This is a genomic window from Segatella paludivivens DSM 17968 = JCM 13650 (assembly GCF_000373185.1).
Classification (GTDB): domain Bacteria; phylum Bacteroidota; class Bacteroidia; order Bacteroidales; family Bacteroidaceae; genus Prevotella; species Prevotella paludivivens.
In genome coordinates this window covers 112221-128056 of the sequence record NZ_KB890660.1, presented here as the reverse complement: position 1 = coordinate 128056, position 15836 = coordinate 112221, and the positions used below count along the sequence as shown (strand labels likewise).

Below are 15836 nucleotides of genomic sequence, written 5' to 3'. Positions count from 1 at the left end.
CATCTTTTTATTTTGGTACGAAATTAAATATTAAAAACGAAATTGCAAAGTATTTTTTGTTTTTTAATCAAACCTTATCCTTAATCAACACTTTTCCTATAAAAACTTTGCACATTCAAAATTATTATGTACCTTTGCACCGTCTTAATAAAAGACGTCACGCCCAGATGGCGGAATTGGTAGACGCGCTGGTCTCAAACACCAGTGGAGCAATTCATCCCGGTTCGAGCCCGGGTCTGGGTACAAAAATCCTGTAAATCAAAGATTTACAGGATTTTTTCTTTAATATAGCTACCGCTTATTAACTAAGTTGAAAAACAGATAGTTTTTTTGATCTCATTTTTGGAATGCAAAATACTTGTCAACTAAATCCTGCAAGGTGACTTCTTGCTGAGAAAATCTTAGCCAATCGATATCAGAAATTCGCTCCTCAATTATTCTGTGATCTGCAAGTTTAGCAGATATATAATGGTTGTTGTCATGCTCGGCAGTAGTCAGTTTCTCATATTGCAACACATCATGTGAATAAACCAAAGAATATGAAGCATCCCTTACTCTGCCTTGAGCCATGCGAAGTATACCTTTACCCTCAAGATTGTGAATATCACGGGCGGCAGTATCAGTTGATATCTTGCATAACTTAGCATAATTCTTAATCGTAAGCTTGGCATCATATCCGTCTAGATATGTGTTAAGTACATTTTTCTCACGTGCAGAAATAGGAACCTGTGAATGTGTACGCCAGAAAATCGACTTGCGAAGAACACCACTTAACATTGTATACGAATCCATTACAGCATTGTCGATGCATTTAAGATACCATGCAAGCCATTCGGTCAGATCGCCCTCACCATGCTGGGTGCGCTCAAGCACATCATAGTATGCCGATTTTTCCTTATTTATCTCAGAAGAAACGCTATAGAAACGCTGACCATTACTTTCGGTCTGGGCAAGAATCATATCAGAGATAGCTCGCGCTATTCGACCATTTCCATCATCAAAAGGGTGAATACTCACAAACCAGAAATGTGCAATAGCAGACTTGATATATGATGGCTTAACATCTTTATCATTGAACCAATCGATAAAAGTCTTCATTTCTACAGGCACTTTTTCAGCTCCAGGGGCACAATAATGCACTTTCTCGCGGCCAAACATGCCAGACACGACTTGCATTGGCTCTGTGCGATAAGCTCCAACATGAATTTCAGAAAGTCCACTTCGTCCTGTGGGGAATAACGCTCCATGCCAAGAGAAAATCCGTTTTTCAGATAGCGGGTCAAGATAATTAGCTGTGGCATCAAGCATCATTTCTACGATGCCATCTACATAATGTGTTGGAGACTTTTCGTTGGCGACTTCGATACCCAACTTTCGAGCTACAGAAGAGCGCACTTCAGACGAATCAAGGATAATACCTTCAATTGCCGATGAAGCTACGATGTCATTAGCAATAGTTTCGGCGGCTGTTGATAGTTGTGCATCAAATCCAATAGCACTCAATCTTCCAGCAAGAAAACCAGTTTCACGGTTCACTTGCGCCATGAGATCTATCAGTTGGTTAGCATCCCAACGAAAATCTGTCCAGTTTTCTCTTTCGTAAATAAACATATTTAATCTAATTATAATCGCAAATTTAAATAATAAAATAGAGAGAAGCAAACTTTTGCGGCTAAAATTACAAAGTAAGCCGCACATTTTGCGGATTACACAAGAAAATAAGCCGCATCAAACTTGATTTAAGTAATATTATTACCACTTGGTACCCATATCACAAGTACATGCTTACCATCGATTTCCTCAACATCCATACATGGCATATAGAAAGGAGCAATCTTGTTATTGAAGCCTATCATATTCTTTTGCAACATCTTAAACAAAAGACGTCACGCCCAGATGGCGGAATCGGTAGATGCGCTGGTCTCAAACACCAGTGAAGCAATCCATCCCGGGTCGATCCCGGGTCTGGGTACCATTTAATGGCAAACCAAATCGCTAAATTACTCAAACACAAGCGATTAGCTATTTTTCAGTTTAAACCTTTCCCCACATATTCCCCACAAAAATCAATTAAAATCAATTTTGAAGGTTAATAATAACCACGAAGCTGCGCAATCAGAAGTGTCACCACCACCACTCATTGATAGCTATGGTTACCCATCAGTACCTTGGTAACAACATCTTCACGAATTAGAGAATATTACTTTATTTCTATTCTTTGTTTGAAGATATAAAGTTGTTCCCTTTGTCCGTCAGTTTAAACTTCTGATCCGGACTTTTGGGTTTATCTGGTATTGTAAGCTCCAAGAAGCCCATTTCTATCAACGGTTCTATAAATCTCGTGTAGTTCTTTGAGTGATAAATAACACCAATATGAGAAAAAATATCTCTCCTTGATTGTGGTTCTTTACAGAAGCGCAAGATGTCATACTCCTTTTGGTTAACATTGACACTAGCATCGTGTAACTCAACAATATTTCCATATCCTTCATGAACAGGAATATCTATTAAGAAGAACGAACGCTGTGCGTCGGTTTCGATAGTAGCTCGTGGCGAATCATTCTTTGCCAACTCATCCTGAATTGTTGGAATACCATTACCACGGCCTTCAGTCAACTCCAGCTCTTTTAAGAAAAATGATTAATTCGTCTACACTTCCTTAATTATCTTGGAACAATGCTATTAGAGCATAGATTCTATGATTGTATTATTGCCATCATAACTGATTTTAATGGAATATATGCTCAATTTCTCTGTTGGCGTAATTGTCTTACCTGCATACTCTATAGATTGAATACGCATAGAGTTTGTTCCAATCACGGATTTGTCTGATGATGCATGATACTTAAAGTTTACAGTCAAAGGTAACTCTGTTCCTTTAATGTTCATCAATAAGTCTACTTTGCCAATACCCTCTGTTCTGTCCTCGTTAAACGTCATAAACTTTACATCGGGTAAATCTACGCTGAAACTTAAGACTTTTTTGCCTTCATATTCAACGATTTCAATCTTGGCTTTACGCTTTGACTCTTTTTCTGTAACAGAAACGTTTCCGTTTGCAAGCAAGTCAACATAATTCATCGGTTCGCCACTCTTATCTACCAAAGATACGTTTAACGAGTTGCAAATGGCAGATGCTGTTTGTGGAGTATATTCTTCCTCGTTTGAACAAGAACATAGTGTTGTCAAGGCTATAGCAAAACTAGTGAATGCTTTTATAATACTCATGATAACTCAGGTTTATAAACATCTGTGGTCGTTTTTGAGATTAACGGAGTCTTTGTTCCCAAAGAAGACCAAGTTCCGCTTCTAGACCATATTATAGCACTAATTTTATTATCTTTAATCACGTTTTATTTTTATTGCTTTCTATAGTATATCCCATACAACGATATATATCCCTTCTCAACAAATGCAAAATACTAGACTTACTAGCTTCAACATAAGGTTTATGAGATTTTAAAAATAAATCCCAATTACTTTCAAAAGTTAATAGTTCCTCTTCTTCCATTATTATAACAATTTATTAAGATAATGTTCTGCAAATATAATAAAAATCTAACTATTCTCAATTTTATACTAAGAAATTCTATCTTTATTATTATTTTCAAGACACCAAGACAATGTTTTATCGGCAGAAGTATATTAATCCGCTTCTTATGATAATTCTCTTCATATTTTTTTTTGAATGTTTTGTACCGTTTTCCTACATGTTTTGACGTAACAAGCTATTATTCAACGCATTAGTTTATGTATGATAAGTCAATATCATACATAAAACAGAGTAATAAGGGCCTTATCACTCTGTTATCCTACATGCACCGCAGAGTGATAAGGCCCATATTACTCAACAGCGCAACGAAAAAGGTGATTTCATTTTCAAAACGCTGACTGATTTACTTATAATTTCTTGTATTTATAGCTCTTCATCAACTTGTTGTGGTGATGACTTCAAGGAATAAAATTGGACAGTCTACTAGAAAAAAAATAAATTAGAATAAATGTATAGAAGATATCATCCCCTAAATTAACAAAGAACAGTATTTAATCTTTAAGGCTAATGTAGGATACATGTATGATAAGCAAAAACATACATTAGCCAACATACTGGCTACAAGCCACTTACATTAAAACATGTATGTTATGTATGTTTTTTCGTCAAAAAAAATATAGCAAAAAACACACACTAAAAGGTCTATGTATAAGCATATGTTTTCTTGATGCAAATGAATGCGATTAACGGTTTGTAAATTTACAGGACAAACTCTAATGGACATTTACGATAATGAATTTCTAAAGAACATTGAAAAAAGATCTAAAGGTCAGTTTCATACTTCCAAGGATGTATTAGAATATCTTCGTAAAATTCATCCTATATTGCAATAGGTTATTATAATACAAATATGTTGCAACAGACATCCAAGCAAGATAACGTTTATACATGCCCTATTCCCAAAGAATTATTTATAATGTTTGGCTAAATATTTAAAAATATGTAACTTTGCCACGTCAAAATTAATAACAATGACTAGTAAAACTAAAAAAACAGTGTTGACAATCGTGGCGTTGTTGACATTAATGCCATGTATGTCACAAGAAGAAGGACAAAAGAAATGGGGACTGCAAGTGGAATTCGGACAGACGACATTACAGGATGATGATGAAACAACATGTGACTTTTACCCTTCTGACGATCAAGGTAATACTTTCGCTATTACTGCAGACTATTATTTAAAACCCAGACTTGCCTTGATTGGTGGAGTGTATTTTGAACAAAACGGAATACTTACTGATTATTCAAACGGAATTGGTCTGGCAAAGGTAAATCAAATGGGTCTTCAAGCTGGAGCTAAATTTTATTTCTTTCCTAAGAAATGGATTTTCCAACCACATATCGGAGCAAGTATATACACAAACTTCGTGAACTGGGACAGAAAAGGCAATGGAGATTATCAACTTACAGAAGGATACCCTGACAGTCATTTACATGTAGACTGGAACGTGAAATGCTCACCAATAAGTATTGTTCCTAGATTTGGATTTGACATTCGTCTTATTAGTACGCTTTCATTGACATGTAATTGGGATCTACGCTTCCCATTAGGAGGCAGCACAGAATATAACGCTCACTTTACAGACGGACCAATGGTTGGTCGAAAGACATTCGTGAAAGAATCATTACGCCAAGGCGTTTCTATAGGTATAAAGATGGATTTCCCTGCAAAAGCTATAACAAGTAAAACTAGAGATAACTTGCTTATGCTTTTAGGTGGTTGGATAGAATCTAGAGCTGGAAGATATTAAGGATTATGTTTCTTTGTTACAAAGAATCAGGAATAGAGATACATACAGCAATAAGAATGAAAAATAGCCTGGCGAATACGTCAGGCTATTTATATTTTAATCCATGTGGAACAACTCCTCCAGCGGTATGCTTACAGGAGAGTTATCCTTGTTGGTATCCATAATATCAGCCATCATATCCCACCACTTCTGTGTTATTGGGTCTACGTTGTCGGTGTCCTGGCTATTGGTATCTTTTGAACACTCCTGATAAGCAAACAAGAGGTTGGTTTCCTTATCCCAGAAAATACTATAATTGCTCACACCTGAGTCCTTAATCATCTGTTTCAATTCCGGCCAAATAGCAGCATGTCTGCGTGCGTATTCTTTTTCACAACCGGGTTTAAGATACATTTTAAATGCAAATCTTTTCATAATTAAACTATTATTATTAGGTTTATTTTATTTTCTTTCCGTTAATAACGACGTTCTTCACAAATGTATTATCAATTAAGCTTTTTGAAAATTCATTAGCCTCATCTGTAACATTCACATTTACAAAAGAGAATGACAGCAGATGATACTTGTCACTTGTACCAACATCAAAGAAGTTACGACAATTTGCTTTTATATTGCGTATAGTGATGTTATTACATTCCGACAACGGCATATCATCACGCTTCTGTGGATTAAAGAATTGAGACCAAGGACGAACAACAATAAAACTGCCAACATTTCCGCTTACATTATCTACCGTTACATATTCATAATGTTGTGGAGTGTCAGGACGCATTTTAAGCCAAATCACACGATTGGCATTATCTGCAACGCAGTCGCGCAATATTATATTGCGATCGTTCACACTTTCAGAACCTAGTGTAAGACATCCATGAACTGTTCCGTAATGACAATTCTGTATCAAGATGCGTTCGCAAGGTCCGTTTGTAGAATCTTGATCCGCGAAAGTTCCCTTACCACCTTTCAGAACAACAGCATCATCATTCACGTTCATATAGCATCCATTTACAATTAGGTCTGTGCATGCATCTATATCTATTGCATCGCTACTAGGAGCTTTCACACCAGTTGTAGGAGCATATATATAACAATTCAAGTAACGCACATGACTGCTCTTATAAACATGATTTGTCCAAAATGGACTATTAATAAGTTTTACATCCTGAACAGTTACATTCTTACAGTTAGAGATATATGTGAGTCGTGGACGCTGTGCATCCTTATTCGTACATTGACGATTCCAGTCACGTCTGATCCAAAATTCACGCCAATAGTTATATCCATTTCCATTTATTGTTCCATGTCCAGTTATTGTAAATCCATCAACATGATCTGCATTTACCAACGCAGCAAAATATCTACAAGTCTCGCCTTCTATACGAGTATCAACAATACTAAAGTCGGCTATGCGGTCAGAGCCTTTCAAAACACCGTTTACATGAAGATGCGTATTTGGTTTGAAAAACAACGAACCGCTAAGAAACGTACCTTGTGGTATTACAACAACTCCACCACCATTTGCAGCAGCTGTATCTATCACCTTCTGTATAGCTTCAGTCTGAACAACATTACTATCATTAAGCACTCCATAGTCAGTAATAACATACTGCTTACCAAGTGTAGTAACATCTACGTGAGTCGTATCACTAAACCATTTATCCATTGGCGAACCATCAGGCCATTTATCAGCCATCGCATTTCCGGCAAGCATACCTAAAACAACCACAAGCACAGTCTTTCTTATACTCTTTACTACATTCATTGATTTATTTTTGTTTGTTCGATTAATAATACTTTTGCAAATATACATAAATTTATTTATACTATTTTATTGACTGCAGAAAATCAACTTCCACGATTCTCAGTTTTACATCGTCTTTCTTTGATGAAGCGAAGTCAAGTTCATTCGTCTTTCCTCCAGCAAGTTCCTTAATCTCTCCATACTTAGAACTATCTATAGCAGGACCAAGCATTTTAATAGTCACCTTATTACTTTTCAGAGGATTTGAAATATTTATATGTACATATCCCAATGTAGGGTATGTGCTACCTTGCCATACCTTTTTATTACCTTCGTATACAGCCAGTGGATAGCACTTGCTGCGCCAACCAGTAAGTTTTATTGTTATTTCATCAATAGCTACCTTATTAGCAAAGTTATAGGTAACCCAAGCATTCTCACGCTTTCCGTCACTGCTCCATTCAGAAAGTTCGTTATCATCAAAACTCTTTTTCACGCTGTTGGAATTACTTCCGGCATTGGCAGAGACGATATTTATTTCATTCTTCAAATCTTTATAAGAAGGAGTCAACGGAGTTTCGCCACGATCAAGATGTCCACTTAACATCAATGAAGGTATGTATTTACTCAAACCATTCATATTGTCAACAGGAAGAGTTTTCAAAGTATCGCTTATCATAGGCAATCCATTTGCCCCAACACATAAATAAATGTTACCAGCATTGACTGTACTGCGTACAAGCACGCGTTCCACGCCACATTCAACAGGAAGATTTACCTGATGAATATAATTGCCTTTCTCTGTAGAAGCAGCTATGCCTCCAATCCATTCACCTTCACCATATTGATTCCAATGAATCATTCTATTGTCAAGCGGGCAACGTCTGCCAATACTATCCACAACCTCAACTTGTATAAGAGCCATATCAGCACCATCAGCCTTGAAGCCCAATGGATTCTGTATAGTCGTAAGTTTCAGATGATGCGGCTTCCCAGCTGTTTCAATAGAGTATCTTGATAATTCCTTTTTGTTGGCATCATAGCTTACAGCCTCCAGCTTTCCTGGTTCATAAGCTACCTTATCAAAGGTAAATAGATAGCGATAACTATTTGTTCCTGTTGCAATCTTCTTGCCATTAAGCAGTAAGTCAACACTTGTGCCATTGCTAATGACATAAACAGGTTTGACGGTACCAGCATTATAATTCCAATGTCCAACAATATAAGTATGGTTCTTTTCTGGAGTAACCCAGCCGTCCCACATCACTTGCATTGCATAAAATGCATCTTTAGGTATGCGCATCGCATCAGTAACACCACTTGTGCGGAAATTTGCTTCGCCACGCCAATGGGTATTGGTATCAGAGAATACGATCTTCGCTCCACCTGCATTAACACGACTACCAGTTCCAGGGCGTTCAAGATAATAATCATACCAAGACTTTACCTGTCCTACGGCAAACATATCCATATTGTGATTATAGTCAGGAGCTGCAGCGTTGCGATAAAGCGGACCATCTCCCTCCTTGTGATAAGGATAGCTGTATTCATCCCAATACTTGCGCAATCCCTCGTCACGATAATATTCCATCATCCACATAGGATGCTTGCGGCTCTTGTTAACATATAACATTTCACCGCCATACTCAGCCTCATCAATATCCAGCATCTCACGACTACCCATAGCACGACCACCATAAGGATCATACTCGTCGCGAATAGCCTTCAACTCAATCATGTGTTCACGGCTTATACTCTCATTACCTCCTTCATAAAAAAGGATGCTTGGATTATTACGATTATATATGATAGCGTCACGCATGAGCATGCTACGTTGCTCCCACCTTCTACCCGTAACATCATGTTCTGCGTCTCCAGCTGGCATAGACTCAATCAATCCTACACGGTCACAACTTTCCACATCCTGTCTCCAAGGTGTGACATGCATCCAACGAACAAGATTTCCGCCACTTTCAACTTGCAGTTTGTTACTATAATCACTAAGCCATGCCGGTACACTCATTCCAACTCCAGGCCATTCATTACTTGTGCGCTGAGCATAACCATGAATGGATATCACACGATCATTAAGCCATACCTTTCCTTCGGCAAAACGAGTCTTACGAAATCCTGTACGTGTTGCAACATTATCAATCTCACTTCCATCATCAGACTTCAATACACTATTTACAGTATAAAGATAACCATATCCCCAACTCCAGAAATGAACATTGCTTATGTATCCACTAACTTTTAAGATACGAGTTTCACCAGGCTGCAAAGTATAGCGTTCGCCGTCGAAACAGCCAACATTATTACCATCACGGTCTATTAAATTTGCAAAGAAACGAAACGAGCGTGGAACGTTATCGTCATTGCGAACCTGACTTTCTACATTCACCTTCACCTTATGCCCTGCAATATCATAATCAGAACCATATATGTAAGTGCCGATAGTATTCAGATTACTGTATAAAGGCAGTGTCTGATAAAGTAAGTCCGAAGAATAAAGAAATACATTCTTAGGTATACCGCCATAATTGGCATTAAAATTCTTATCATTCCATTGATAACGCTGATTAGTGGCACGTTCACGATAATTCCAACTGTTATCTACACGAACGGCAATAACATTATCACCAGACTTCACATAAGGAGTAAGGTCAAAACCGAAAGCCATAACACCATTCTCAGATATTCCTAACTTATGACCGTTGATATAAACATCAGCTGCCCATTTCACGCCTTCAAATTCAATAAAGAACTTGCGACGGCTTATGTTATCAAGATTAAAATGCTTGCGATACCATACCACGGAATCAGAAAGATCGTGACATGCTAGGCGAAAAGCCTCGTCTTCATTCCATGCACGTGGAAGAGATACAGATGCCCAACGACTATCATCAGCTCTAACAAGTTCTGCCCCATTACAATCACCTATTTTTAATAACCAACCTTCATTGAAATTAAACTTCTCACGAGCAGACAAGACATCGCAGCATGAGATAATTATCACAGTTAACGTTAATACCCGGTTTAAAAAAGGTTTCATTAGTAATTTGTTATTTGATTGTTAAGTGCAAAGTAAGCTATATTAATTGATTCATGAAATGCAATATAATTCAATTCTCGGTATTTTTGTACAGTTTCCGTTTTTTTTTAGTATTTTTGTGCCCAACTACAATACTAGACAATTAAAACATTATGATAGCAAGACTATTGGCCAGTTTAACATTATTATGCCTATCTGGAATATTCACAAATACCAATGCCGAAAATACCGAAAACAGATACAAAGCAAAAAGTATCTCCACGACAAACGGATTGCCCGGTAATACGATAAAGGCTATGGTACAAGACCCATACGGATTCATCTGGGTTGGTGGAACCAGTGGACTGACAAGATATGACGGCTATAGATTCGTAAACTTTAACGGATTTGGCAAAAACGGATACAAAAGTCTTACACAGCACATAGGACAATTATATATCGACAAAAAGAACAACCTGCTATGGGTTGGAACTTCTACATACACGCATGCTTGTTTTGACTTGAAACAAAACAAGTTTGTTGACTATACCGGTATTGGTGATACCGAACGACCATATCGAAAAATAAAACATTATGGAAGTGACACTTGGATGTTTAGCAACACTTCTGGAATAAGACATATCACATATTTTAATGGAAAATTTTCTGTAACAGACTACTCTGCAGAAAATCATGCAATTAATAGCGACGACATTAGAGAACTTTGCGATGACAACAAGCATGCAATATGGGCTGCATCAACTAAGGGTATGGTTAACATTTCACCCAATGGAAAAGCACGAACATTAGAAGGCAATATTGAGTTTTTAGGATGTATTTCATATAAAGATAAGATATTAGCATTTTCAAAAAAGAACCAAACAGCCTACATATTCAATTCTAACGGTAAACTGATAAACAAATGCGTGCTAGCTTCCGTAATGGGACGAATCGGAGCTATCAAAGGTTCCATTGTATGGCGTGGAAAATGGATTATATTCACCAATAATGACACTTTCCTGCTAGATATAAATGCCGGAATGTTTGAGAAAGACAACAAACTGCAAATACCTGCGGGTGCACAGCAGGGATATATTGATGGCTATCAATTTGTAGGCAACAAGAGCGGCAACCTATGGATTTTCCCACCAACTGGAGATTTCAGAATGTTGAGGATGATACCAAACCTTCAAACTACTAACGAGAAAAACGGTATCTTCAAAATTGTCAGGGCTAAGAGTGGCTTGTTTTATATAGCGACATACGGTGGAGGATTATTCACCTATAATTATGGAACCGGCGAAATGCAGCGTTTCACTGCCGAAGACAAAAACCCTATAATACATTCCAATTTTCTTTTGGACATTATGACCGACAATACCGACTGCATCTGGATTAGTGCAGAAAATGCCGGATTGAGCAGAATAACTCCTGCCGACAATAATGCAGCCTACTACATGATTGACTATAAGCAAAAAGGTGACTGGACAAACTACATGAAAAACATTTTCATGGGAAAGGGCGGAAATGTAATCGTCTCTACCATGTGCAACAATCTATACAGCTTTAATGAAAAGACAAAGACTTTCTCTTTCAAACATAAGATGAAAGCCGGCATATACGATTATTTTATTGACTCTAAAGGTAACGAATGGCTTGCCACACGTGGTGACGGCATTTATCTGAACGGAAAGAAAATGATTTTGCGAGCAGATGGCAAACATGTTGATGCAAATGATTTCTTTAGTGTAGAAGAAGACAAATACGGCAGAATATGGATTGGCAGTTGGGGATATGGTATTTATATGACAAGATATAGTAATACCGGAATTCTTAATGCAAAAAACTTACTCACTGGAGAATTCAACGAGAACCGAATACACGACATGAAAATTACGCCTCAGGGCAAGATGTATATAGCTACATTCAACGGACTTTATTATGCAAATATCAATAAGCGCAACATAAGCAATAATGATTTTTATGCATACAACGTGATAAACGGCAAATTCCCCGTTGATGAGGTCAACTGTATTTTGCCAGACCGCGACAATGTTGTCTGGGCTGGTACTGTCGGTGGTGGCTTGGTGAGATGCGACTTTTCAAAAGGACCACACAGGATGACATTCAGAATGATTTCTAAGACCGAGGGACTATCCAACAACAACGTTCGTTCATTAGTAAAAGATCGTTTCGGCTGTATTTGGGCTGGAACAGATGAAGGATTGTCACGAGTAGATACAAGAGACAACTACGTGAGGAAGTATATTCTAACCAACAACGTACAAAGCAACAGCTGTGCCGATAACAGCGCAATGGTGCTAAGTAATGGTAATATTGCTTTCGGAACTTGTTACGGATTGGTTGTTCTGAATCCTGAAAATGAAAGACATGTCAAGGAAAATGAATCAGCATCCAAAGTATATATAAGTGATATTCATGTAAACGGTAATTCTATCTACGACGGACTGGACTCGGCTAATGACTTGAACTCGAAGCTTGACGATACAGGTCGCATGACACTTGAACATACACAGAACTCACTGACATTATATTTTTCAAACTTTGCCTATCAGGATATAGAATCTCAGTTATACCAATACTATCTTGAGGGATTGGATAAGACTTGGAGACGTGCCACAAGTGATTCGCATGTGGAATACTCTAATCTTTCACCTGGTAAATATGTATTCCATATAAAGGCATTGGCTAAAAATGTATGGGGTAGCGAAACACAACTTGTTATCGTGATTAAGCAACCTTGGTATAACACGTGGTTAGCTTGGATAATATATCTATCAATAATATTCATAGCAGGATATTCTTTCTATAGAAACGCTAAAGAAAGACTAAAACTTAGTCAGCAAATGCGAGTTGAGAAGGAACTGGCTGATTTCAGAATTAACTTCTTCACCCACATAACTCATGAGTTCCGCACTCCTTTGGCTATCATACAGAATGCCATCGACAAATTAGCACAACCTGGTGTGCCTACAAGAAGTAATATTCAGACAGCGAAACGAGGTACTCATAGACTGTTGAGATTAGTAAATCAATTCATGGAATTCAGAAAAATTGATACCGGAAACGTAAAACTTAATGTTGAAAAAGATGATATCATTGCTTTCGTACATGAGATATACCAAGATTTATGGAGCGTAGCAAACCAGAAGGATATAAGTTACAGTTTCCTTCCTTTCAAAAAAAGCTACGAAATGCTCTTTGACCATCAGATAGTTGAGACGATGGTTTATAATCTGCTTTCAAATGCCGTGAAATATACTGCAGAATACGGAAATGTACTAGTACGTGTAAGGCACGATGAAGAAAATGACAAACTATTTATTGAGGTTGAAGACAACGGAGTTGGCATAAGTCCAGAACAGCAGGCAACACTATTCGAACCATTTATGCACGGATATGTATCAAAAGGCGGAATGGGTATCGGACTTTATACAGCCCACATGATGGCACAACAGCATTATGGAGATCTTACCTATAAGCCAACTTCACCGAAAGGTGGTTCCTTATTTACGATAACCCTTCCTACCGACAAAGACATTTTCCAGCCAGAAGACTATTGCGCAGACACAGCTATAAACACAGATGACAAAGACGACGAGCACAGTGTCCAGTTGATTAAGGAAATGGCTCCCGAAGCTCTCAACAATCAAAAGATTGTAATCATAGAGGATGATCCCGACATGATGGAGCAAATCAAAGGAGAAGTAGGTATTTATTTCAACGCCATAGGCTTCTGTAACGGAAAATCTGGATATGAAGGTGCCATAAAAGAACATCCCGACCTTATACTATGCGACATCATGTTGCCAGATATGAACGGATATGAAATCGTAAAGAAACTCAAGGAGCACAATGAATTCAAGTATATTCCTGTGATAATGCTTACAGCCCTTGATGACGAAAATCATCAGATAAAAGGATATCAAGCCGGAGCTGACGACTATATGATAAAGCCTTGCAATTTCAATCTTCTTATCGCACGTATGATTCAACTTATAAAGTGGAATGCAGCAAGTGGCGAAGTAGAAAGCACGCCTGCCGAAAACAATACAGTTGCAACCGACACTCCTATACTAACCAATAAAGCTGATAAGATTTTCCGCCAACAGGTGGCTTCAATCATCAGTCAGCATATCGGTGACGCAGATTTCAATGTCGACAGACTGGCACAGATAATGTGCATGGGACGAACTAAGTTCTATGGAAAGATGAAAGAAGTATATGGCGTATCACCAAACAGATATCTAATTAACGAGCGTATGGAATATGCCGCAAAACTGATTCTTGAAGGAAAGTACACGATATCAGAAATCAGTTATAAAGTCGGCATTCTGGATTCATCGTATTTTAACAAATGCTTCAAGGCTAGATACGGCATCGTACCAAGCAAATATCAGGGATAGAAATTACTTTCCGTTAATATTACTTTGCAGGGCTGAAGGTTCCAATATCTTCACCTTGCTTTCGTCAAGTTTTGTCTTGTCAAGATTAAACACTTTTATAAAAAAATCATAATTGGCTTGACGCTTGTTGATTCCAAAGTCGTGGCGTTCATTCGGCAGATGCACATTCGTTAATTTATCTTCAGCTCCATAAAAGCCATATATACGTTTCAGGAACGGGAACTCCAGTTCTGGCACGCTTGATGTCCAGTCGCCACCATCACTAACAATGAGCAAAGGACGTGGTGCAAAGAATGATATCAGTTCAGGATTACATGTACCACCGCCTGCCAATTGGATAGGTTTACCGCTTTCGCAAGGACATCCTCCGTCGAAATGACTAGCTAGATTAACCGTAGGTGCAGCAGCCGTAATACGATTATCAAGAACCGTTAGCAGAATGGTATGAGTACCTCCACCACTACCGCCGTTTACGCCGATACGCTTCTTGTCAACATCTTTTCTGTTATTCCACATATAATCAAGCAACACTTCCGCATTCAAAGCCTGTATCACATGGGCACGATCAGTCTGGTGGCTATCTTTGCCATATTCCATTTCGCTTTCTCCCCATCCATATAGGTCAAAGTCCACACATATTGCGCCCATTCTGGCAAGAGTCCCAAGACGTTGCTGTTCGTCTTTACGATAACGCCCACCATTAAAATGTCCATCAGGACAAATGATAAGTGGATGTTTTCCCTTTGTAGCAGGACTATATATACTTCCAAACAGATGTTCACCTGGCAAAGTTTCTATACAAATGTTCTGTACTGTATATCCGTCATTCTTTATGATCTTACCAAGTATAGCCTTATGATGCACAAGACTGTCTTTGTATTTATCTATCTCCAGTAGCTTTCTTACCTCGCGTCTCACGCTGTCACGACGCATTTCAAACTGTTCTCGATTTGAATACATACCACTGAGGTATTTAAGCATCTGCTCACCTTCCTGCACATGACGTCTAGGATATTCGTAAGGTTTTATCTTATATACATTATCTGACTGCTTCCAATAATTAAAATCAAACTGAGCGAGAATATTTCTCAACGACTCTTCCAATGAATAAGCACGCACCCTGAAATCGGCATAAGTTAACTTCAATCCTGTTGTATCAACATTATACTTAAACTTAACCTTAAAGCGTTTTTCCAAACCGTTCATTACGGTGCTTAATGGTTTCTCATATTTTGTAGAATATGTCTGTGCCTGAATTGGAGATTGATGTATAAACATCAAAAATGCCAATGCCAATATTGATTTAATATTTTGCATGATCAGTTTGTTTTATATA

General features: G+C 37.9%; 10 protein-coding genes and 2 tRNA genes. 4 read left to right on the top strand and 8 right to left on the bottom strand.

Going from position 1 to position 15836, the window contains the following annotated elements:
• The first annotated feature begins 161 nt into the window (after positions 1–161).
• Positions 162–243: transfer RNA gene (locus B045_RS0110545), tRNA-Leu, on the top strand.
• A gap of 93 nt (positions 244–336) precedes the next feature.
• On the opposite strand, the gene B045_RS0110540 is transcribed toward B045_RS0110545, so the two are convergent.
• Positions 337–1611, bottom strand: coding sequence for a Fic family protein (locus B045_RS0110540; protein WP_018464230.1), 1275 nt, complete (start codon positions 1609–1611; stop codon positions 337–339).
• 279 nt (positions 1612–1890) lie between these two features.
• Between B045_RS0110540 and B045_RS0110530 the strand changes: the two genes are divergently transcribed.
• A tRNA-Leu gene (locus B045_RS0110530) sits at positions 1891–1975 on the top strand.
• Positions 1976–2211: 236 nt separating this feature from the next.
• Here B045_RS0110530 and B045_RS14940 read toward each other — a convergent pair.
• From B045_RS14940 to B045_RS15350, 3 genes are all read right to left on the bottom strand, one after another.
• The gene (locus tag B045_RS14940) at positions 2212–2616 is read right to left on the bottom strand and encodes a Fic family protein (RefSeq protein ID WP_018464228.1); all 405 of its coding nucleotides are present in this window, start codon (positions 2614–2616) and stop codon (positions 2212–2214) included.
• A gap of 66 nt (positions 2617–2682) precedes the next feature.
• Entirely contained in the window at positions 2683–3228 is a 546-nt protein-coding gene (locus tag B045_RS0110520) for a hypothetical protein (RefSeq protein WP_018464227.1), read from the bottom strand.
• 118 nt (positions 3229–3346) lie between these two features.
• Positions 3347–3511: a hypothetical protein gene (locus B045_RS15350; RefSeq protein ID WP_018464226.1), complete on the bottom strand. Its 165-nt coding sequence runs from the start codon at positions 3509–3511 to the stop codon at positions 3347–3349.
• A gap of 1013 nt (positions 3512–4524) precedes the next feature.
• Between B045_RS15350 and B045_RS0110505 the strand changes: the two genes are divergently transcribed.
• On the top strand, positions 4525–5304 hold the full coding sequence (locus B045_RS0110505) for an outer membrane beta-barrel protein (protein ID WP_018464224.1): 780 nt from the start codon (positions 4525–4527) through the stop codon (positions 5302–5304).
• A 96-nt stretch (positions 5305–5400) separates the two neighbouring features.
• Here B045_RS0110505 and rhaM read toward each other — a convergent pair whose 3' ends face one another.
• From rhaM to B045_RS0110490, 3 genes are all read right to left on the bottom strand, one after another.
• A complete protein-coding gene (gene rhaM, locus B045_RS0110500) occupies positions 5401–5718 on the bottom strand; it encodes an L-rhamnose mutarotase (protein WP_025883503.1) in 318 nt (105 codons plus the stop codon).
• A gap of 22 nt (positions 5719–5740) precedes the next feature.
• Positions 5741–7012, bottom strand: a complete 1272-nt coding sequence (locus B045_RS0110495) for a rhamnogalacturonidase (RefSeq protein WP_238312067.1) — start codon at positions 7010–7012, stop codon at positions 5741–5743.
• A 112-nt stretch (positions 7013–7124) separates the two neighbouring features.
• On the bottom strand, positions 7125–10094 hold the full coding sequence (locus tag B045_RS0110490) for a sugar-binding domain-containing protein (RefSeq protein WP_018464221.1): 2970 nt from the start codon (positions 10092–10094) through the stop codon (positions 7125–7127).
• Positions 10095–10246: 152 nt separating this feature from the next.
• Between B045_RS0110490 and B045_RS0110485 the strand changes: the two genes are divergently transcribed.
• Positions 10247–14500, top strand: a complete 4254-nt coding sequence (locus B045_RS0110485; RefSeq protein ID WP_018464220.1) for a hybrid sensor histidine kinase/response regulator transcription factor — start codon at positions 10247–10249, stop codon at positions 14498–14500.
• A 3-nt stretch (positions 14501–14503) separates the two neighbouring features.
• On the opposite strand, the gene B045_RS14560 is transcribed toward B045_RS0110485, so the two are convergent.
• Positions 14504–15817 carry an alpha/beta hydrolase family protein gene (locus tag B045_RS14560; protein WP_202900288.1) on the bottom strand — a complete coding sequence of 438 codons (1314 nt, stop codon included), beginning with the start codon at positions 15815–15817 and terminating at the stop codon, positions 14504–14506.
• Positions 15818–15836: the final 19 nt, after the last annotated feature.

Excerpts from the sequence above, each read along its gene's own strand:
- B045_RS0110540 (WP_018464230.1), bottom strand. The coding sequence starts at position 1,611 with ATGTTTATTTACGAAAGAGAAAACTGGACAGATTTTCGTTGGGATGCT.
- B045_RS0110520 (WP_018464227.1), bottom strand. The coding sequence starts at position 3,228 with ATGAGTATTATAAAAGCATTCACTAGTTTTGCTATAGCCTTGACAACA.
- B045_RS15350 (WP_018464226.1), bottom strand. The coding sequence starts at position 3,511 with ATGGAAGAAGAGGAACTATTAACTTTTGAAAGTAATTGGGATTTATTT.
- B045_RS0110505 (WP_018464224.1), top strand. The coding sequence starts at position 4,525 with ATGACTAGTAAAACTAAAAAAACAGTGTTGACAATCGTGGCGTTGTTG.
- rhaM (WP_025883503.1), bottom strand. The coding sequence starts at position 5,718 with ATGAAAAGATTTGCATTTAAAATGTATCTTAAACCCGGTTGTGAAAAA.
- B045_RS0110495 (WP_238312067.1), bottom strand. The coding sequence starts at position 7,012 with ATGCTTGCCGGAAATGCGATGGCTGATAAATGGCCTGATGGTTCGCCA.
- B045_RS0110490 (WP_018464221.1), bottom strand. The coding sequence starts at position 10,094 with ATGAAACCTTTTTTAAACCGGGTATTAACGTTAACTGTGATAATTATC.
- B045_RS0110485 (WP_018464220.1), top strand. The coding sequence starts at position 10,247 with ATGATAGCAAGACTATTGGCCAGTTTAACATTATTATGCCTATCTGGA.
- B045_RS14560 (WP_202900288.1), bottom strand. The coding sequence starts at position 15,817 with ATGCAAAATATTAAATCAATATTGGCATTGGCATTTTTGATGTTTATA.